This window comes from Streptomyces sp. NPDC002306 (assembly GCF_053593435.1).
In genome coordinates this window covers 88,048-106,105 of record NZ_JBSFCK010000004.1, presented here as the reverse complement: position 1 = coordinate 106,105, position 18,058 = coordinate 88,048, and the positions used below count along the sequence as shown (strand labels likewise).

The window sequence follows — 18,058 nt, the reverse complement described above, 5'->3', positions numbered from 1 at the left end:
CCATCCTGACCTTGCGGGAGCCATCCATGACCCCTCCACAGACCAGCCGTCGGCGCTTCCTCGCCGGAGCGGGCGCCGCCGGAACCGCGGCGTTGCTCAGCGGTTGCGTGACCTCCAGCCCGTCCACGTCCAAGACCTCCTCCGAGGGCGCGGTATCCCTCCAGTCCAACCTCTCCGCGCCGCAGGCCAAGGCCGCGATGCAGGACCTGGTCGCCGCCTACAAGAAGAAGGGCGGCGGCGTCGAACTCAACACCGTCGCCGCCGAGACGTTCCGCACCCAGCTGCCGACGTACCTCACCTCCGCCAACCCGCCGGACGTCTACACCTGGTACCCCGGCTCCGTGGCGGACGCGTACGCCGGCAAGGACCTGCTGCTCGACCTGGACGAGGTGTGGGCCTCGCCCGACCTCCAGCGCTACTCCAAGGCCCTGCAGACGCTGTGCACCTCCAGCAACGGCAAGAAGGTCTTCGTGCCCACCACGTACTACTGGTGGGGCATGTTCTACCGTAAGTCGAACTTCGCGAAGTGGGGCGTCAGCCCGCCCACCGACTGGGACGGCTTCCTCGACCTGTGCGACAAGCTCAAGTCGAAGGGTGTCGCCCCGATCGGCCTCGGCGCCGGCGGCAACACCCCCTGGGTCGCCTCCGCCTGGTTCGACTACCTCGACATCCGCATCAACGGCGCCGAGTACCACCGCCAGCTCCTCGCGGGCAAGCACCGCTTCGACGACCCCGAGGTCCACCGCGTCTTCGACCGCTGGAAGGAGGTGCTGCCGTACTTCGACCCCAGCGGCACCGCCGTCGCCTTCCAGGACGCCAGCACCGCGCTGCTCAACGGGCGTTCGGGCATGATGCTGATCGGCACGTTCTTCGCCGACGCGGCACCCAAGGACGCCCTGGACGACATCGACTTCTTCCGCTTCCCCGTCATCGACCCCAAGATCCCGCTCGCCGAAGAGGCCCCCACCGACGGGTACTTCGCCAGCGCCCGGTCCGGGCACCGCGAGCAGGTCGTCGACCTGCTGCGCTACATGGCGGGCGTCGAGGCCCAGGAGCTCTATCTCAAGGGCTCCTCCGGCACCGCGCTGCCGTGCCACCCCGACGCCAAGGACACCGGCACCCCGCTGGTGATCAAGGGCCGTAAGCACGTCGCCGAGGCCGCCGAGATCACCCAGTTCTTCAACCGCGACTCCAGCGACGCGCTCCAGCCCACCGCGGACACCGCCCTGACCAAGTTCATCGCCAAGCCCAAGGAGATCAACAGCATCCTCACGGACTGGCAGCGTGACGCCCAGAAGATCTGGGGAGCGTGACGTGGCCGTCCTCACCACGGCCGCCCGCAAGACGACCCCGGTCCCGACGCCGCCCCGCGGCCGAGGGGCCGGGGGCCCGCGCCGCACCCCGCCACTCGTCCTGGCGTTCGTCCTCATCCCGCTGCTGGTCGAGGCGATCTGGGTGTTCTGGCCGGCCCTCCAGGGCTTCTACCTGGCCTTCACCAGCTGGGACGGGGTCTCCGCACCGCGCTTCGTCGGCTTCGGCAACTTCCAGGAGATGCTGCACGACGAGGTCTTCCGCACCGCGGCGATCGACACCGTGCTGTGGCTGGTCCTGTTCGGCGGACTGTCCGCGATGCTCGGCCTCGGCACCGCCATGCTGCTCCAACAGGAGCGCCGCGGCGTCGGTTTCTACCGCGCCGCCCTGTTCCTGCCGGTGGTGTTCTCCCTGGTCGCCACCGCCCTCGTCTGGCAGGCGATCTACCAGCCGGACGGCGTCCTCAACCAACTCCTCCAGTCGGTCGGCCTCGGCAGCCTGCGGCACGCCTGGCTCGCCGACCAGGACACCGCCCTGTACGCCGTCATCGTGCCCGCCCTGTGGCGGCAGATCGGCTACGTCATGGTGCTCTACCTGGCCGGCCTCAAGGGCATCGACCCCGTACTGTACGAAGCCGCCAAGGTCGACGGCGCCGGGCGCTGGCAGACCTTCCGCCATGTGACGCTCCCCCAACTGCGCAGCGTCAACGCGGTGGTCCTGTCCGTCATCGTCATCGACTCGTTGCGCTCCTTCGACGTGGTGTGGTCTCTCACCCGCGGCGGGCCCTACCACTCCTCGGAACTGCTGAGCACCTACATGTACTCCACCGCCTTCCAGTCCCTGCGGCTCGGCTACGGCTCCGCCCTGGCGGTCGTCATCTTCCTGCTGGCCTTCGGAGTCATCGCCTCCTACCTCGTGCGTGCCTTCCGGGAGGCGGACTGATGACGACATCGCACGACTCCACTACGACGCCGACCTCCTACGGCTCCGACCGCACCGGGACCTCGCACGGCTCCGACCCCGCCCGGAATCCGTACGGCTCCGCCGTCGCCCTGCGCAGGCGCCGCCTGTCGACCGCCGGCTTCCACGCGGGCGCGGGCGTCCTGTCCCTGCTGTGGCTGCTGCCGATCATCCTGGTCCTGGTCACCAGCCTGCGGACCTTCGACGACATCGCCGCCCACGGCGTGGGCAGTTGGCCGCAGTCCTTCACCCTCGGCAACTTCCGGCAGGCCTGGGTCGACGGCGGCCAGCAGCGCGCCCTGATCAACAGCCTGCTCGTGACGATCCCCTGCGTCGTGGTGACGCTCGCCCTGGCCGCGATGGCCGCGTTCGGGCTCAGCCGCTACGAGATGCCGTTGCGCCGGTCGCTGCTCCTGCTCATGCTCGGCGGAAACCTGCTGCCGCCGCAGATCCTGCTCATCCCGGTGGCCAAACTCAGCGAGATGATGGGTGTGTACGACACCCTGCCCGCGCTGATCGGCGTGCAGATCGGCTTCGGCGTCGGCTTCTACGTCTTCGTCCTGCACGGCTTCATGCGGTCCATACCGGTCGAGATCCAGCAGGCGGCGGTGGTCGACGGAGCGGGGCCCTGGCAGATCTTCTGGCGGATCATCCTCCCGCTCACCCGGCCCGCCCTGGCCGCGCTCAGCGCCCTGTCGTTCACCTGGATCTTCAACGATCTGCTGTGGGCGATCACCGTCCTGCGCAGCGACACCCGCATGCCCATCACCGCTGCCCTCATCGGACTTCAGGGACAGTACGTGTCCATGTGGAACGTGATCGCCGCCGGATCCGTCATCGCCGCGGCCCCGACCGTGGCCGTCTTCCTCCGCTTCCAACGGCACTTCGTGGCCGGACTCAACCTCGGAGCAGTGAAGTGACCTCGCACGACCGCTGGACCCTGTACACCGAACACACCAGCTACACCGTACGGCTGTCCCCGGACGGACCCTGGGCCGAACTGGACGCCTGGGGCCCGCACGGCGTCGAGGACGGACCCTCGGCCCTCGACTGGTCGCACCGCACCCACTTCATCACCCCCGCCGACGTGGCCCCCGCCGAGTACCTGCCCCACGGGCAGCGGCCCTTCACCGACGCGGACCTGATCGCCGCCCGCCCCGGACAGGAACGCGACGTCCGGTGGGAGTTCAGCGGGGCACAGGAGGACACCGGTGAACTCCGGCTGACCTTCACCGACGACCTCCTCGGCCTGCGCACCACCCTGTGCTACGCCGTCGTCCCGGGCACCGACGTCCTGCACCGCTGGACCGAACTCACCTGCACGGGCCCGCAGGAGCTGCGCCTGGAGCGGTTCGACTCGGGCGCCGTCAACGTGCCGGTCACCGCCGGCGCCCGGCTCACCTACCTGAGCGGACAGTGGTCGCAGGAGTTCCAGCACACCCAACTGGACCTCACCCGGGGCACCTTCACCATGGGCAGCACCCAGGGCAGCCCCGGACACGCCTACGCGCCGTGGCTCGCCGTCCAGGATCTCGCCGGGGACGACGCCCCCGCCTACGGCATCGCCCTGGAGTGGCCCGGCAACTGGCACATCACCGCGCAGGCCCAGCCCGGCGGCGCCATCCGGGTCCGCGCCGGGCGGGTGCCCCACGAGGGCGCCGTGCTCCTCGCACCCGGCGAGACCCTCACCACCCCGCGGCTGGCCTGCGCGATGAGCGCGGACGGGCTCGACGGCCTGACCCGCGTCTGGCACCGCTACGAACGCCGGCTCAGCGGAGAGCGGCTGCACCGCCCCCGCAAGGTCCTCTACAACTCCTGGGAAGCGACCGGCTTCGACGTCGAAGCGGCCGGACAGCTCGAACTCGCCAAGTCCGCCGCCGACATCGGCGCCGAACTGTTCGTCGTGGACGACGGGTGGTTCACCGGCCGCGCGGACGACACCGGCGGCCTCGGCGACTGGCACCCAGACCCGGACGCCTTCCCGCAGGGCTTCGGCCGCTTCGTCGAGGACGTCCGCGCCCTCGGCATGGACTTCGGGCTGTGGGTCGAACCCGAGGCCGTGAGTCCCGGCAGCCGGCTGCTGGCCGAACACCCCGACTGGATCTACCGGATCGACGGCCGCCCCGCCCGCCTGGTCCGCAACCAGCTCCTGCTCGACCTCGGGCGACCGGACGTCCAGGACTTCGTCATCGCCACCCTCGACCGGCTGCTCACCGAGTACCGCATCGACTACCTCAAGTGGGACATGAACCGGCCGCCCACCGAACGCGGCCGGCCCGGCGACGTTCCCGCCGACCGCCTCGACCTCGACGCCGCCCACATCCACGGATACCTGCGCGTCCTCGACCACCTGCGCGCCACCCACCCCCAGGTGACCGTCGAGGGCTGCGCCGGCGGCGGCGGCCGCGTCGACCACACCACCCTCGCCCGCACCGATGTCCTCTGGCCCAGCGACAACACCGCGCCCCTGGACCGGCTCGCCATCCAGTACGGATTCCTGCGCGCCCACGCCCCCCACGTGATGAGCTCCTGGGTCACCGACGCCCCCGGAGTCTTCGACCTCCGCCCCCGCAGTCTCGCCTTCCGCTTCGTCACCGCGATGTGCGGCGTCCTGGGCGTCGGCGCCGACCTGCGCACCTGGTCCCCGCAGCAGCGGACCGAGGCCGCCGAGTGGATCGCCCGCTACAAGGACGTACGGGACGTGATCCACCACGGCGAGGCCCACCTGCTCGGCAGCCCGGACGACGGCACCTGCGGCGTGCAGTACGACGGCGCGGACGGCCGGACCGTCGTCGCAGCCCTGAACACCGGACGCCTGGACGGCGCCCCCCTCATGCCCGGCCGCCCCGCCCGGCTGCGACTGCGCGGCCTCGACCCCCGCTCCCGCTACCGCGACGAGGCCAGCGGCACCACCTACGGCGGCGCCCACCTCCTGCACTACGGTCTGCCGTTCGCGTGGAGCGCCGATCACGACGCCGACCTGGTCGTCCTGACCCGCCACCCGGACCCGCGACCGGCGTAGGTTCGACCTACCCAGCCCCTGGGCACGCACTCCGTGCCCGACCTGCGAAGGAGCCCAGAGTCACGATGGACCAGCCCGCACGACACGGCGGTGCCCGTTTCACCGGCCGCACGGCCGTGGTCACCGGGGCCGCCTCCGGTATCGGAGCCGCCACCGCCGCCCGCCTCGCCCAGGAGGGAGCCGCCGTCGTGCTCGCCGACGTGGACGAGAAGCGGGGCCGCGGCGAGGTGGAACGGATCACCGCCGAAGGCGGCCGGGCCCACTTCGTCACGGCCGACGTCGCCTCCGAGGACGACTGGCGCCACGTCATCGACGCCGCCCACTCCTTCGGACCGGTCGACCTCCTGGTCAGCAACGCCTACACGGTCGACGTCCGGCCCGCCCACGAACTCTCCCTGGACTCCTGGCGCCGCCAGGTCGACGTCAACCTGACCGGCGGCTTCCTCGGCGTCCGCGCCGTCCTGCCCGACCTGCGCGTCCGGGGCGGCGCGGTCGTGCTCACCTCGTCCGTCCACGCCCACAAGGGCATCCCCGGACATCCCGCCTACGCCGCGTCCAAGGGCGCCCTGTTGTCCCTGTGCGGCCAGCTCGCCGTCGAGTACGGGCCCGAGGTCCGCGTCAACGCCGTCCTGCCGGGACCGATCCTCACCGCCGCCTGGGACCGCGTGCCGCCCGAGGACCGGGAGCGCAGCGTCGCCGAGACGGCGGCCCGCCGCTTCGGCACCCCCGACGAAGTGGCCGCGGCCATCGCGTTCCTCGGCTCCGACGAGGCCTCCTACATCACCGGCTCGCACCTGCTCGTCGACGGCGGCTGGAGCGTCCTGAAGGCTTCCGCATGACCGCGTCCCGATCACCGAAAGGCTGTACTACATGACGCCCTACGCCCGCCGCGGCGTGCACGGTCAGACCGTGGAGTTCCTCGCCCGCCGCATCCTCGGCGGCGAGATCCCCGAGGGGGCCACGCTCGACCTCGTGGGGCTGCAGCGTGAGCTGGACGTCAGCCTCACCGCGCTGCGCGAGTCCCTCAAGGTCCTCGCCGCCAAGGGCATGGTCGACGCCCGTCAGAAACGCGGCACGTTCGTGCGCGCCCGCGCCGACTGGAACCTGCTCGACGCGGACGTGCTGCGCTGGCAGATCCAGGGCGCCGGCTCCGCCGAGGCCGACCGTCACCTGCTGCGCAACCTCTCCGAAGTGCGCGCCATCGTCGAACCGGCCGCGGTCCGGCTGGCCGCCGAACGCCGCACCGACGCCGACCTCGTGGCCCTGGAGGACGCCCTGACGGCGATGGGGGAGCACGGCACCGGCGCCGTCCACGCCGTCGAGTCCGACCTCGCCTTCCACCGTGCCCTGCTCGCCGCCACCCACAACGAACTCCTGGAACGCATGGAGGTGGTGATCGAGTCGGGCCTCGCCCACCGCGACCACATCGTGCACAGCGCCCCCCACAGCGAGGACCCCGTACCCGCCCACCGCGCCGTCCTGGACGCCGTACGCGACCGCGACCCGCGGGCCGCCGAGGCGGCCATGCGCGCCCTGCTCGACCAGGCCGTACGCGACCTGGACCGGCTCGACGGGCCCGACGACACGAAAGGCACCGGTGGCCGGTGAAGATCACACGCGTCGAAACCTTCCTCGTCCCGCCGCGCTGGCTGTTCTGCCGCGTGGAGACCGACGAGGGCGTGGTCGGCTGGGGTGAACCCGTCGTCGAGGGCCGCGCCGAGCTGGTCAGGACCGCCGTCGACGTCCTCGCCGAGTACCTCGTCGGGCAGGACCCGCTGCGGATCCAGGACCACTGGCAGGTCCTCACCAAGGGCGGCTTCTACCGCGGCGGCCCGGTCCTCTCCAGCGCCGTCGCCGGACTCGACCAGGCCCTGTGGGACATCGCCGGCAAGACCTACGGCGCCCCCGTGCACGCCCTGCTCGGCGGCCCCGTGCGCGAGCGGGTCCGGGTCTACGCCTGGGTCGGCGGCGACGAACCCACCGAACTCACCGACCAGATCACCGAGCAGGTGGAAGCGGGCTTCACCGCGGTGAAGATGAACGGAGCCGGCCGCGTCGGACCGCTCGCCACCATGGGCGAGACCGCCGCGGTCGTCGCCCGTGTGGCGGCCGCCCGCGAGGCCCTCGGCCCCGACCGGGACGTCGCCGTCGACTTCCACGGCCGTTTCACCGCCGCCAACGCCCGCCGTGTCCTGAACGAACTCGCCCCCCTGCACCCCCTGTTCGTCGAGGAACCGGTCCTGCCCGAGCAGAACCACCTGCTGCCCGGCCTCGTCGCGGCGAGCCCCGTGCCGCTGGCCACCGGAGAACGCCTTTACTCGCGGTCCGAGTTCCTGGCCCCGCTGGCCGCGGGCATCGCCGTCGCGCAGCCCGATCTGTCCCACGCGGGAGGTATCTCCGAGGTCCACCGCATCGCCTCCCTCGCCGAGACCTACGGCGCCCACCTCGCCCCGCACTGCCCACTCGGCCCGATCGCCCTCGCCGCCAGCCTCCAAGTCGCCTTCGCCACACCCAACTTCCTCATCCAGGAGCAGAGCCGGGGCATCCACTACAACAAGGACGCCGACCTGCTCTCGTACGTCGTCGACCCCGAGCCCTTCCGGTTCGTCGACGGGCATGCCCCGCTCGGGACCGCGCCCGGCCTCGGCGTCAGCGTCGACGAGGCAGCCGTGCGCGCCGCGGACCGCGCCGGGCACGCCTGGCGCAACCCCGTGTGGCGGCACCCCGACGGTTCCTTCGCGGAGTGGTGAGCGTGCCGCTGGACATTCTCACCGACCCTCGCCACGGCGGACGTTGGACCTCCCTCGCGGCACCCGGCCGCGAGTGGCTGTGGCATCGCCCGGACCCCCAGCGCGAACGGGCCGTTCCCGGCGGGGCGTTCGTGGACGTGGGGGGCCTGGAGGAGTGCCTGCCCACCGTCCGCGGTACCCCGGACCACGGTGACGTCTGGTCCCGGCCCTGGACCAGGGACGGCGCCACCGAGTCCGTACGCGGCGCGGACTTCGTCCTGCGCCGTACGATCCGCGCCACGGCGGACGGAGCCGTGGCCGACTACCTCCTCGCCGCCGAACCGGGCTTCCGCTTCGTCTGGGCCGCGCACGCCCTGCTCGACCTGTCCGCGGACGCCACCCTGCACCTGCCCGACGGCGCGCCCACCCGCCTGTACCCGGAGGCCGCCCCACTCGTCGACCGGCCCTGGCCGGACGGCGCCCCCTGGGTCGGCGGCGCCTGGCCCGCCCCTCTCGGAGTGCCGCTGGACCGGCTCGGACCCGACGACGGCACCGCGGTGGGAGCCGTCGTCGACGCCCGGGAGGTCTGCGTGCACGACGGCCCCGACCGCCTGAACCTCGCCGTGCGCGCCGAAGGGCAGCCCATCTCGGTCGCCCTGTGGCGCAACCTCGGCGGCTTCCCCGAGGCGGACCCCTACCGCAGCACCGGCGTCGAACCGATGCTCGGACGCGTCTTCGACCTGGCCGAGGCGGGCCCCGACGACGCGGCCCGTGTCCCCGCCTGCGGCGAGGTGCGCTGGTGCCTGACGCTGACCTCCGCCTGCCGCTGTCCCTGAACAGGTCCCGCCGCACCGCGGCCGCCGCCTGCTGATCGACCCTGCCCAGCAAAGGAGTTCCCTTCCGTGGACCTGCAAGCCGCCCTGGCCGACCGCCGATTGCTCGCCATCGTGCGCGGACGCGACGCGGACGCCGCGCTGCGCGCGGTGGTGACCCTCGCCGAAGAGGGTGTCGACCTCATCGAGGTGTCCCTGAGCGGAGCGGACGCCCTCACCGTCATCGAGCGGGCCAGGCAGGCCCTCGGCCCCGACGCCCTGCTCGGCGCCGGGACGGTCCTGAGCGCGGACGACGCGAGCGCCGCCCACCGCGCGGGAGCCGCCTTCGTGGTGACCCCGGGCCTCGGCGACGGCGTCCGCGCGGCCCGGGACCTGGGCCTGCCGGTCCTCGCCGGAGTCCTCACCCCGACCGATGTCATAGCCGCCCGCGCGTACGGCGCGGAGGCACTGAAGCTCTTCCCGGCCGGGGCCTTCGGCGGCGCGGACTATCTGAAGGCGTTGCGCGGCCCCTTCCCGGACGTGCCCTTCGTTCCCGTCGGCGGAATCGACGCGGCAGCCGCCCGGGCCTGTCTGTCGGCCGGTGCGACAGCGGTGGGTGTCGGCTCACCGCTGGTCGCGGACGCCGCCGACGGAGGCAGCCTCGACGCGCTGCGCGAGCGGGCCCGCGCCTACCTGGCCCTCGCGCGGGAGTGCGGCCGATGAGCACCCCCGCCCTCACCACCCGCCCCGACCTCCTGGAACTCGGCGAAGGCATCCGCTGGACGGGCGAGGCGGTCGTCCTCGTCGACCTCCTCGCCGGCCGCCTGTTCCGGGCGCCGGCGGATCCGGCCGCCCCCCTCGAACCGCTGGTTCGGCTCCCCTTCCCGCTCGGCGCGGTGGCCCCGGTCGCCGGGCACCCCGGTGCCTGGATCGTCGCCGCCGACACCGGCGTCTGCCTGCTGGCCTCCGACGGCGCGACCCGCTGGCTCGGCCGGCCCGAGGACGGCGCGGCATCCCGGACGCGCATGAACGACGCGGTCGCCGACCCCACCGGCCGCTTCTGGGCGGGCAGCATGGGCTACGACGCCGACGCCGACGCCGGCTCGCTGTACCGGGTCGACCACGACGGCGCCGTCGTCCGCGTCCTGGACGGCATCACCATTCCGAACGGGCCCGCCTTCACGCCCGACGGCAGGGCCATGTATCTGGCCGACAGCGCGCGCGGAGTGATCCGGCGCTACCCGGTCGACCCGGACACCGGCACGCTCGGCACCCCCGAGGTGTTCGCCACGGTCGACGACGGCAGTCCCGACGGCATGACCGTCGACACCGAGGGCGCCCTGTGGGCCGCCGTGTGGGGGAGCGGCACCGTACGCCGCTACCTCGCGGACGGCACCCCCGACCGCGTGCTGCGGCTGCCCGCGCGTCAGCCCGCGGGGGTCTGCCTGGAGCACGACGTCCTGCACATCACCACCGCGCGGCTGGGTCTGAGCGACCCACGTCCCGAGGACGGCGCCGTGTTCTCCGTCCGCGTGGACGTCCCCGGCCTGCCGACGCCCGCGTTCCGTCCGTACGACACCGTGCCGATGCCCACGCCCGGGCGTGCGCCCGCGGAGCGCGCGTGACCGCCCGGTGGCGGCCCGCCCCCGGCCTCGTCGTGTGCGTCGGGGAGACGATGGCGGCCCTGGCGCCCGACCCGCCCGGCCCGCTGGAGGACGCCGGACACCTGCGTCTGACGGTGGCCGGGGCCGAGTCCAACGTCGCGATGTACCTGGCCGACCACGGCATACCGGTGGCCTGGCTCTCCGCCGTCGGCGACGACGCTCCCGGCCGGCGGGTGCGGGCCGCCGTCGCGGCCTCCGGCGTGGACGTCGGCCACGTACGCGTCGACCCGGACCGGCCGACCGGCCTGCTCCTCAAGGACCCCCGGGGCGACAAGACCCGCGTCCACTACTACCGCACCGGCTCCGCCGCCTCCGCCCTCGGCCCCGGCGTGCTGGACACCGCACCCGTGCGCGCGGCGACCGTCCTGCATCTCAGCGGGATCACCCCGGCGCTGTCGCCCTCCTGCCGTGAGCTGGTGACCCGGGCGGTCGGCACTCCGCCCGACCGGCGCCCGTACGCCGTCAGCTTCGACGTCAACCATCGGCCCGCCCTGTGGCGCGACGGCACCGCGAGCGCCGTCCTGCGCGACCTGGCCGACCGCGCGGACATCGTCTTCGTCGGCCTGGACGAGGCCCAGGGCCTGTGGGGCGCCGACCTGACGGCCGACGGCGTACGGGAGCTGCTGCCGCACCCGAGGATCCTCGTCGTCAAGGACGGCGCCGACCGCGCCACCGCCGACGTACGCGACGGGGACGTCGTCACCGTTCCCGCGCTGCGCACGTCGGTGGTCGAGTCCGTCGGCGCGGGCGACGCCTTCGCCGCGGGATTCCTGGCCGGGCTGCTGCGCGGCGAGACCATGACGCGTGCGCTGCGCCTCGGCCACCTCACGGCCGTCTCCGCCCTGAAGGTGACGGGCGACCATGGCCCGCTGCCCGACCCGGGGGACATACGCCGGCTCCTGGCCCTGTCGGCCGAGGAGTGGACGCGGGTGCCCGGCGGGGAGGACACCGGCCACGGCGGGTGAGCCGCACCGGGCTACCCGAGGCTCCTGACGCCCACCCTCGCGCTGCGGCCGAAGGGCCGCAGCGCTGACCGGTGAGTCCGGGAAATTAGTAGCCATGTACATAGTGTCCATGTACTGTATGTCGGGTGAGCGACATCGGTCGCCGACGACAAGGAGCAGTCATGACCACCAGCGCACCTGCGGTCAACGGCAGGGACATAGCCTTGGCGCACTATGCGGGGCGTGCCCTCCTGGAGGGCGTACTGACCCGCCATGGCACGACGTTCCATCAGAGTGTGACGCTCCGGGCCGTCGTGGTCGCGGGCGAGTCCATCGGCGGTGATGAGCTCGCCCGGCACGTCGCCGGCTCACTGAAGACCGACGAGTCGGCCGTGCGCGGCGTCATCGACGAGCTGACGGCCGCGCGACTGCTGGAGCAGGACCCGGCGGAGGCGTCACGGATGCGGCTGACGGACGCCGGACGGCAGCTGTACGAGACCACATCCGCCGAGTCCGCCGAGATCGCCGTCCGGCTGTACGCCGGCATTCCGGCCGAGGACCTCGCGGTCGTGGGCCGGGTGCTGGCTCTGGTCACGGAGCGCGCCAACGCCGAGTTGGCCCACCACTGAGGCGCTGGTGTGGGACGGGTCCGTTCGGGGGAAGCGCGGCCGCGTACCACGGCGCCGGACACCGGGCGTTCAGTGCCGGCGGGGCGGCGCGAAGCGGGACGGTGCCCAGGTTCGGGCTTGACGTCACTCGCACCCTCGGCCCGGACTCGCCGGGTCCCGGCATAGCGGTACGAGAGTGGATCCAGTTGCTTAAATCGCCTCCGTGGAAAACATTTCGTTCATCGTGGTGGCGGTCATCGCCGCGGCGTTGGTATTCGACTTCACGAATGGCTTTCACGACACGGCGAACGCGATGGCGACGTCCATCGCGACCGAGGCGTTGCGTCCCAAGGTCGCCGTCCTGCTCAGCGGCGTACTGAACGTCGTCGGTGCGTTCCTCTCCACCGAGGTGGCGAAGACGATCTCCGACGGCATCGTGGACGACGGGAAGGTCACCCCCGCCCTGATCTTCGCGGGTCTGGTGGGCGCGATCCTGTGGAACCTCCTGACCTGGCTGGTCGGCCTTCCTTCCTCGTCCTCGCACGCGCTGTTCGGCGGGCTGATCGGCGCGGTGTGGGTCGGCGTGGGCGCCTCCGCCGTCAACTTCTCCGAGGTGGTCGAGAAGATCATCATTCCCGCGTTCGCGTCGCCGTTCATCGCCGGTGTGGCCGCGTTGATGGCCACGTACGCCGCCTACCGGATCACCGCGCGGGCCGGCGAGCGGACGGTGACCCGCGGGTTCCGGCTCGGCCAGACGGCGTCGGCGTCCTTGGTGTCCCTGGCGCACGGCACCAATGACGCGCAGAAGACCATGGGCGTCATCACCCTCACCCTCATCTCCACCGGCGCGCTCCCGGCCGGCTCGGACCCTCCGTTGTGGGTGATCATCACCGCCGGGTTCGCCATCGGACTGGGTACGTATCTCGGCGGCTGGCGGATCATCCGCACGATGGGCAAGGGCCTGACCGACATCCAGTCACCCCAGGGCTTCTCCGCCGAGACGTCGTCCGCCACCGTCATCCTCGCCTCGGCGCACTTCGGCTTCGCGCTGTCCACCACGCAGGTGTGCTCGGGCGGCATCATCGGAGCCGGTATCGGCAAGAGGCTGGCCCAGGTGCGGTGGGGCACGGCGGGACGTATGGCGGTCGCCTGGCTGGTCACCCTGCCCTCGGCCGGTCTCGTCGGTGCCGTCGCCGCGCTGGGGGTCACGCGTGGCGGCAGCCTCGGCATCGCCCTGGTGGCCCTGTGCGCGCTCGCCGTCGCCGCCGTCATCGTCGTGCTGGCGCGCCGCAACGCCGTCACCGCCCAGAACGTCAACCAGGGCCAGTCCGTGCACGTACGTCCCGTCGCTCAGCCGAGCGGCGGCGGCCGGTGACCGGTCGGCCCGTCACCTCACGGGACGACGAACCGAAGCCGTGAGACCGAGCGAGAGGAAGACGGCCGGATGAACTTGCGCTGGGGTGCACTGATCCAGGTCGCTGTCGTGGGAGCGGGGGCATCACTCGCCATCGTCGTCATCTTCGCCACCGGTGTCCTCGCCCTGTCCCGGCGGGCCGCCGCCCGCGAGCACAGCGGAACCGCGAACGTGGCACTCACCGCCGCGGGCCTGTGCTTCGCTTCCTGCCTGGCCGCGGTCCTCTACGGGATCTACCTGATCGTGCCCCAGTTCCACAAGTGACCGGCGCCCCACAAGGACACCCGGCTCGGCTTGATCGTTCATGCGGCGTTTCCCTGAGTGTGCGGCGGTTCTGAGATCTTCACGGTTTCCGCTCTCACCCTGCCGAGGAAACACCCATGGCCAAGCTGCCTGACCCGCGTATCGATGCCTCGGAACAGAATGTGTTCAGGCAGATCACCAGTCTTCCCCTGTGGCAGGCCATTCTTGCGGGCCTTCCCCTGACTCTGCTCTTTCTCGGCGGCTTGATCGGCGGTCTGGTCGGCGGGCTCGGCACGGCCATCAACGTGAAGATCGCTCGCGGATCGCTGACCCCTTTTCTGAAGGGGCTCTCCATGTCGGGCGTGGTGCTCGGCGCCGTGATCGTCGACGTGTGGATCGTCGTGGTGCTGCAGGCGTCGCTGTAGGGCGTCCGTCGAACGGCCCGGTCTCTGCCGCACGTTGACGACCGAGACCGGCACGGGTCGTCTCACGGATCGAGTTCATCGCCAGTCGGCGTCTCCGTGCGAGGGTGCGCCGGAAATCCAGGTGCGGCGGCTGCGGCCGTCTCCTACGGTTCCGGGTATGCGTGTGGAGTTCACCAAGGGCCCCGGTACGAGTTACGGCATAGCGGTGCAGCGCGAGAGCGGGGCACGGCTCGCGCCGCGCAACGGCCCCGGCGGGCATCCGTATCTGCCGCACGACCTGGTGCACTTCCTGGTCGAGGTGGAAGCGGGTATCGCACTCGGGGTCTACGGCCGGTTGGCCGCCGGCGACAACGGCCTGTTCTGGCCCGCCGACCCCGCGGAGCGCGCCAAGGCCGCGCGGCGCCGCAGGTCGAAGCCGGTGAAGCCGTCCCCCCGGGCACGGGCGGACATGGCCCGGTCGGAACAGCTGGCGGCCATCGCCGTACACGTGTGGGAGGTACGGCACGGCCATGCGCGAACGTTGCCGGGCATGGGGACAACGGGTGACGCCGACGCGGTGGTCGAGCGGATCGTGTCGCGGTTCGACGACTACGCCGACCGCTGGCACACCCTGCCGATCGGGGATTCGCTGACCCTGACGTGGTGAGCCCGGCCCGGCCGTGCCGATGGCCGCAGCCCGGTGACCACCGCTACGCGACCGGCTCCGCGATGCCGCTGGTCCGCAGGACGGTCGTACGGAACGAGGTGACCACGGGCCGCAGATCGACTCGGTGCCAGGCCGCCCACAGCTGGACGAACCTGTCGTGCCAGGGGAGTTCACGCACGGCGATGTCCTCGGTCGTGGCGCGGACCATACTCCGCTGCACCAGGGCCAGCCCGAGTCCGGAGGCGACCAGCCCGAGCGCGGTCAGGGGCTCGGCGGCGTCCAGGCGGATGTCGGGGGAGAAGCCGGCCGCGCCGCACGAGGCGATGAAGGAGTCACGCCAAGCGGGGTCCTCGGCGTTCTCGATCGCGATCCACGGCTGACCGTCGAGGTCCCCGGGGGTCAGTTCCTCCTGTGCGGCGAGTGGATGCCGTGCGGGCAGGGCGAGGAGCAGCGGGTCCTGGAGCAGCGGCGCGGCCAGCAGGTCCGGGTCGTCCGCGGCCGGAGACTCCTGGACGAGCGCGATGTCGAGGCTGCGCTGCCGCAGGCCTTCGAACTGCTCGGCGGCGCGCAGGTTGTACAGGGCGACGTGGATGCCGGGGCGGTCCTCGTGCAGCGCGCGCAGTGCCGCCGGCAGGATGCCGGTGTGCATGGCGTCGGCGACGTAGCCGATGCACAGGCCGCCTTCCTCGCCGCGGCCCAGCCGACGGCCCAGGTTCTCCAGACGGTCCGCGTGCCGCAACAGTGCGCGGGCCTCGGCCAGGAAGACCTGGCCGTCACGGGTGAGCCGGATTCTCCGCTGGTCGCGTTCGAACAGGTTCAGGCCCAGGTTCTTCTCCAGCTGTGCGATCTGCCGGCTCAGCGGTGACTGGGAGATGTGCAGGCGCTCGGCGGCCTGGCCGACATGTTCCGTCTCGGCGACGGCCACGAAATAGCGGAGTTGTCGCAGGTCAAGCATGTAAGACCTCAAAGGACTCAAGTGCGTCCAAGCAAGTCTTGGACAGTCTCAAGTCCCGATCCTAACCTCGAACGAGTCAGGCCGACGGATCAGCTCAAAAGCCGCGTCCGTACCATTGCGAAGTAAAGAGGATTTCGGATCATGTCCCTCACGTCTTTCCTGCCCGGCCGCCTGGGTTTCGGCACCGCCCCGCTCGGCAACATGTTCCGCGCCATCCCGGACGAGGAGGCCGCGGCCACCGTCGAGGCGGCCTGGGACCAGGGCATCCGCTACTTCGACACCGCCCCCTTCTACGGCGCCGGCCTGTCCGAGATCCGGCTCGGTGACGTGCTGGCCGGCAAGCCCCGCGACGAGTTCGTCCTGAGCACCAAGGTCGGCCGCGTCATCCTCGACGAGACCGAGGATCCCGCGACCCGCGACCTGGGCGAGAAGGGCGGACTGTTCGAGCACGGCCGCCCCAACAAGATCGTCAACGACTACTCGGCGGACGCCACCGAGCGCTCCATCGAGGACAGCCTCAAGCGGCTGCGGACGGACCGCCTCGACATCGTCTGGGTGCACGACGTCGCGCAGGACTTCTACGGCGACGAGTGGCTGGCCGCGTACGAGACCGCCCGCACCGGCGCCTTCCGCGTCCTGCAGAGGCTTCGCGACGAGGGCGTCATCAAGGCCTGGGGTCTCGGTGTCAACCGCGTCGAGCCCCTGGAACTGACCCTCGACCTCGACGAGCCGAAGCCGGACGCGTTCCTGCTCGCCGGTCGCTACACCCTGCTCGACCACGAGCGCGCCTTGCAGCGGCTGCTGCCGGCGGCCGAGGCGCAGGGCGTGGACATCGTCGTGGGCGGCCCCTACAGCTCCGGCGTCCTGGCCGGCGGACAGCACTTCGAGTACCAGAAGGCACCCGCCTCGATCCTCGACAAGGTGGACCGCGTCAAGGCGCTCGCGGAGCGGCACGGCGTCGGCATCAAGGCGGCGGCGCTGCAGTTCTCCCTCGCCCACCCGGCCGTCGTCGCCGCGATACCCGGCGCCACCCGGCCGAGCCGCATCGCCGAGGACGTCGCCGCGCTGGGCGCGACCGTCCCGGCGGCCTTCTGGGCGGAGCTGCGCGCGGAGGGGCTCGTCGCGCGGCACGCTCCCGTACCCACCGCCTGACCCCACCTCACACCCCTAGGAGACGACCATGGCGACGGCGACCGCGACCATCGACCTCCCCGTACCGGCACACCAGGTCTGGCAGCTCATCGGCGGCTTCGACTCGCTGCCGGACTGGCTGCCGTACATCCCGGAGAGCGTGCTCGGCGAAGGCGGCCGGGTCCGCAGCCTGATCAACGACGAGGGCGGTGTCATCGTCGAACGCCTGGAGAAGTTCGACAACGACGCCCGCGCCTACACCTACTCCATCCTCCAGGCGCCCTTCCCGGTCACCGGCTACCGCTCCACCCTCGGCGTGCACGCGGTGTCCGAGGCGCGGTCCCGAGTCGAATGGTCCGGCATCTTCACGCCGGCGGGGGCGAGCGAGGACGAAGCGGTGGCCCTGTTCCACGGCATCTACACCGAGGGGCTGGCCGCGCTGAAGGACACCCTCGGCGCGTGAACGCGGGCGCGGCCGCGCCAGGGTCACGCGGGCGAGGTCGCGCCCGAGAGGTTCGGTCGCGGCCGACGGGCTTGGTCGCGGCCGAAGGGGCTTGGTTCGCCGGGTCGCCCGAGGGCGACCCGGAGTGCCTGGTGATCGCTCCCGCACGTCGGCGGGAGCGGGCTACGGCCGCACGACGAACCGGTAGACCTGCGAGTCGCGCGCCTTGAATCCCAGGCGTTCGTACAGTCGGTTCGCCGACCGACGGGACGGCCGTGACGTGAGGTCGACGGTCCGCGCGCCGGACGCCTCGGCCAGGCGCAGCGCCTCGCTGGTCAAGGCCGCGCCGACGCCGTGACCCCGGGCCGCGTCGTCGACCACGACATCTTCGATGCGGCACCGCAGCCCCGAGGGCAACGGAAACCTGATCAGCGTCAGCATGCCGACCACGCGGCCGTCGGTCCGGGCCAGCAGCAGAGTGTTGGCGTCACTGCGCAGCATCCGGTCCACCGACTCGTGGTCGGGGGCGTCGGCCGTACTCGAAAGTTGCGGCAACAGGCGCGCGACCGCCGCGATCACCTCGTCGGTCGCCTCGCGGGCGACCTCCACCTCGACGCTCATGATCGTGACCCTACTGCCGGGTCCGCTGGGACGGCCAGGCGGTGGGGCCGGAGTTCCGCCTGCCGACCGCGAAGGGAGGAGCCCGGGGGTGCGACAGGCGGGCCGACGAGGGCGCCCGGTGCTGAGACCAG

The 18,058-nt window shown here is 72.0% G+C and carries 20 protein-coding genes; 18 read left to right on the top strand and 2 right to left on the bottom strand.

What is annotated here, in order from left to right; all coding sequences use genetic code 11:
* Positions 1–26 precede the first annotated feature (26 nt).
* From ACWCQK_RS10685 to ACWCQK_RS10610, 16 genes are all read left to right on the top strand, one after another.
* Positions 27–1,313 carry an ABC transporter substrate-binding protein gene (locus ACWCQK_RS10685; protein ID WP_451154121.1) on the top strand — a complete coding sequence of 429 codons (1,287 nt, stop codon included), beginning with the start codon at positions 27–29 and terminating at the stop codon, positions 1,311–1,313.
* A gap of 1 nt (position 1,314) precedes the next feature.
* Positions 1,315–2,253, top strand: a complete 939-nt coding sequence (locus ACWCQK_RS10680) for a carbohydrate ABC transporter permease (RefSeq protein WP_451154119.1) — start codon at positions 1,315–1,317, stop codon at positions 2,251–2,253.
* Positions 2,253–3,191 carry a carbohydrate ABC transporter permease gene (locus tag ACWCQK_RS10675; protein ID WP_451154117.1) on the top strand — a complete coding sequence of 313 codons (939 nt, stop codon included), beginning with the start codon at positions 2,253–2,255 and terminating at the stop codon, positions 3,189–3,191. Before ACWCQK_RS10680 ends, ACWCQK_RS10675 begins: the two co-directional genes overlap by 1 nt.
* Entirely contained in the window at positions 3,188–5,293 is a 2,106-nt protein-coding gene (locus ACWCQK_RS10670; protein WP_451154115.1) for an alpha-galactosidase, read from the top strand. Before ACWCQK_RS10675 ends, ACWCQK_RS10670 begins: the two co-directional genes overlap by 4 nt.
* A gap of 65 nt (positions 5,294–5,358) precedes the next feature.
* Positions 5,359–6,132 (top strand): SDR family NAD(P)-dependent oxidoreductase, encoded by a 774-nt coding sequence (locus ACWCQK_RS10665; protein WP_451154113.1) that lies wholly within the window; start codon positions 5,359–5,361, stop codon positions 6,130–6,132.
* Positions 6,133–6,163: 31 nt separating this feature from the next.
* The gene (locus ACWCQK_RS10660) at positions 6,164–6,901 is read left to right on the top strand and encodes a FadR/GntR family transcriptional regulator (protein ID WP_451154111.1); all 738 of its coding nucleotides are present in this window, start codon (positions 6,164–6,166) and stop codon (positions 6,899–6,901) included.
* The gene (gene dgoD / locus ACWCQK_RS10655) at positions 6,898–8,043 is read left to right on the top strand and encodes a galactonate dehydratase (RefSeq protein ID WP_451154109.1); all 1,146 of its coding nucleotides are present in this window, start codon (positions 6,898–6,900) and stop codon (positions 8,041–8,043) included. The genes ACWCQK_RS10660 and dgoD overlap by 4 nt, the downstream gene beginning before the upstream one ends.
* Positions 8,040–8,858, top strand: a complete 819-nt coding sequence (locus tag ACWCQK_RS10650) for a hypothetical protein (protein ID WP_451154107.1) — start codon at positions 8,040–8,042, stop codon at positions 8,856–8,858. The genes dgoD and ACWCQK_RS10650 overlap by 4 nt, the downstream gene beginning before the upstream one ends.
* Before the next feature lie 66 nt (positions 8,859–8,924).
* On the top strand, positions 8,925–9,557 hold the full coding sequence (locus ACWCQK_RS10645) for a bifunctional 4-hydroxy-2-oxoglutarate aldolase/2-dehydro-3-deoxy-phosphogluconate aldolase (RefSeq protein WP_451154105.1): 633 nt from the start codon (positions 8,925–8,927) through the stop codon (positions 9,555–9,557).
* Positions 9,554–10,459: an SMP-30/gluconolactonase/LRE family protein gene (locus ACWCQK_RS10640; RefSeq protein WP_451154103.1), complete on the top strand. Its 906-nt coding sequence runs from the start codon at positions 9,554–9,556 to the stop codon at positions 10,457–10,459. The genes ACWCQK_RS10645 and ACWCQK_RS10640 overlap by 4 nt, the downstream gene beginning before the upstream one ends.
* On the top strand, positions 10,456–11,463 hold the full coding sequence (locus tag ACWCQK_RS10635; RefSeq protein WP_451154101.1) for a sugar kinase: 1,008 nt from the start codon (positions 10,456–10,458) through the stop codon (positions 11,461–11,463). Before ACWCQK_RS10640 ends, ACWCQK_RS10635 begins: the two co-directional genes overlap by 4 nt.
* A 161-nt stretch (positions 11,464–11,624) precedes the next feature.
* Positions 11,625–12,071, top strand: a complete 447-nt coding sequence (locus ACWCQK_RS10630; protein WP_451154099.1) for a MarR family transcriptional regulator — start codon at positions 11,625–11,627, stop codon at positions 12,069–12,071.
* Between the two features lie 202 nt (positions 12,072–12,273).
* Positions 12,274–13,425 carry an anion permease gene (locus ACWCQK_RS10625; RefSeq protein ID WP_451154097.1) on the top strand — a complete coding sequence of 384 codons (1,152 nt, stop codon included), beginning with the start codon at positions 12,274–12,276 and terminating at the stop codon, positions 13,423–13,425.
* A gap of 69 nt (positions 13,426–13,494) precedes the next feature.
* Positions 13,495–13,728, top strand: coding sequence for a hypothetical protein (locus ACWCQK_RS10620; protein WP_451154095.1), 234 nt, complete (start codon positions 13,495–13,497; stop codon positions 13,726–13,728).
* Positions 13,729–13,844: 116 nt separating this feature from the next.
* The gene (locus ACWCQK_RS10615) at positions 13,845–14,132 is read left to right on the top strand and encodes a hypothetical protein (protein WP_451154093.1); all 288 of its coding nucleotides are present in this window, start codon (positions 13,845–13,847) and stop codon (positions 14,130–14,132) included.
* Between the two features lie 157 nt (positions 14,133–14,289).
* A complete protein-coding gene (locus ACWCQK_RS10610; protein ID WP_451154091.1) occupies positions 14,290–14,778 on the top strand; it encodes a hypothetical protein in 489 nt (162 codons plus the stop codon).
* Between the two features lie 43 nt (positions 14,779–14,821).
* Here ACWCQK_RS10610 and ACWCQK_RS10605 read toward each other — a convergent pair whose 3' ends face one another.
* Complete coding sequence (locus ACWCQK_RS10605) at positions 14,822–15,733, bottom strand: LysR substrate-binding domain-containing protein (protein WP_451154089.1); 912 nt, start codon at positions 15,731–15,733, stop codon at positions 14,822–14,824.
* 141 nt (positions 15,734–15,874) lie between these two features.
* Between ACWCQK_RS10605 and ACWCQK_RS10600 the strand changes: the two genes are divergently transcribed.
* Positions 15,875–16,885 (top strand): aldo/keto reductase, encoded by a 1,011-nt coding sequence (locus ACWCQK_RS10600; protein ID WP_451154087.1) that lies wholly within the window; start codon positions 15,875–15,877, stop codon positions 16,883–16,885.
* A gap of 28 nt (positions 16,886–16,913) precedes the next feature.
* Complete coding sequence (locus ACWCQK_RS10595; protein WP_451154085.1) at positions 16,914–17,327, top strand: SRPBCC family protein; 414 nt, start codon at positions 16,914–16,916, stop codon at positions 17,325–17,327.
* 162 nt (positions 17,328–17,489) lie between these two features.
* Here the strand turns inward: ACWCQK_RS10595 and ACWCQK_RS10590 are convergent, their stop codons facing one another.
* Positions 17,490–17,927, bottom strand: coding sequence for a GNAT family N-acetyltransferase (locus ACWCQK_RS10590; protein ID WP_451154083.1), 438 nt, complete (start codon positions 17,925–17,927; stop codon positions 17,490–17,492).
* Positions 17,928–18,058: the final 131 nt, after the last annotated feature.

What these genes read in the sequence shown, in the direction of transcription:
- ACWCQK_RS10685 (WP_451154121.1), top strand. Translation starts at nt 27, where the DNA reads ATGACCCCTCCACAGACCAGCCGTCGGCGCTTCCTCGCCGGAGCGGGC.
- ACWCQK_RS10675 (WP_451154117.1), top strand. Translation starts at nt 2,253, where the DNA reads ATGACGACATCGCACGACTCCACTACGACGCCGACCTCCTACGGCTCC.
- ACWCQK_RS10665 (WP_451154113.1), top strand. Translation starts at nt 5,359, where the DNA reads ATGGACCAGCCCGCACGACACGGCGGTGCCCGTTTCACCGGCCGCACG.
- ACWCQK_RS10660 (WP_451154111.1), top strand. Translation starts at nt 6,164, where the DNA reads ATGACGCCCTACGCCCGCCGCGGCGTGCACGGTCAGACCGTGGAGTTC.
- ACWCQK_RS10640 (WP_451154103.1), top strand. Translation starts at nt 9,554, where the DNA reads ATGAGCACCCCCGCCCTCACCACCCGCCCCGACCTCCTGGAACTCGGC.
- ACWCQK_RS10630 (WP_451154099.1), top strand. Translation starts at nt 11,625, where the DNA reads ATGACCACCAGCGCACCTGCGGTCAACGGCAGGGACATAGCCTTGGCG.
- ACWCQK_RS10620 (WP_451154095.1), top strand. Translation starts at nt 13,495, where the DNA reads ATGAACTTGCGCTGGGGTGCACTGATCCAGGTCGCTGTCGTGGGAGCG.
- ACWCQK_RS10615 (WP_451154093.1), top strand. Translation starts at nt 13,845, where the DNA reads ATGGCCAAGCTGCCTGACCCGCGTATCGATGCCTCGGAACAGAATGTG.
- ACWCQK_RS10610 (WP_451154091.1), top strand. Translation starts at nt 14,290, where the DNA reads ATGCGTGTGGAGTTCACCAAGGGCCCCGGTACGAGTTACGGCATAGCG.
- ACWCQK_RS10605 (WP_451154089.1), bottom strand. Translation starts at nt 15,733, where the DNA reads ATGCTTGACCTGCGACAACTCCGCTATTTCGTGGCCGTCGCCGAGACG.
- ACWCQK_RS10600 (WP_451154087.1), top strand. Translation starts at nt 15,875, where the DNA reads ATGTCCCTCACGTCTTTCCTGCCCGGCCGCCTGGGTTTCGGCACCGCC.
- ACWCQK_RS10595 (WP_451154085.1), top strand. Translation starts at nt 16,914, where the DNA reads ATGGCGACGGCGACCGCGACCATCGACCTCCCCGTACCGGCACACCAG.
- ACWCQK_RS10590 (WP_451154083.1), bottom strand. Translation starts at nt 17,927, where the DNA reads ATGAGCGTCGAGGTGGAGGTCGCCCGCGAGGCGACCGACGAGGTGATC.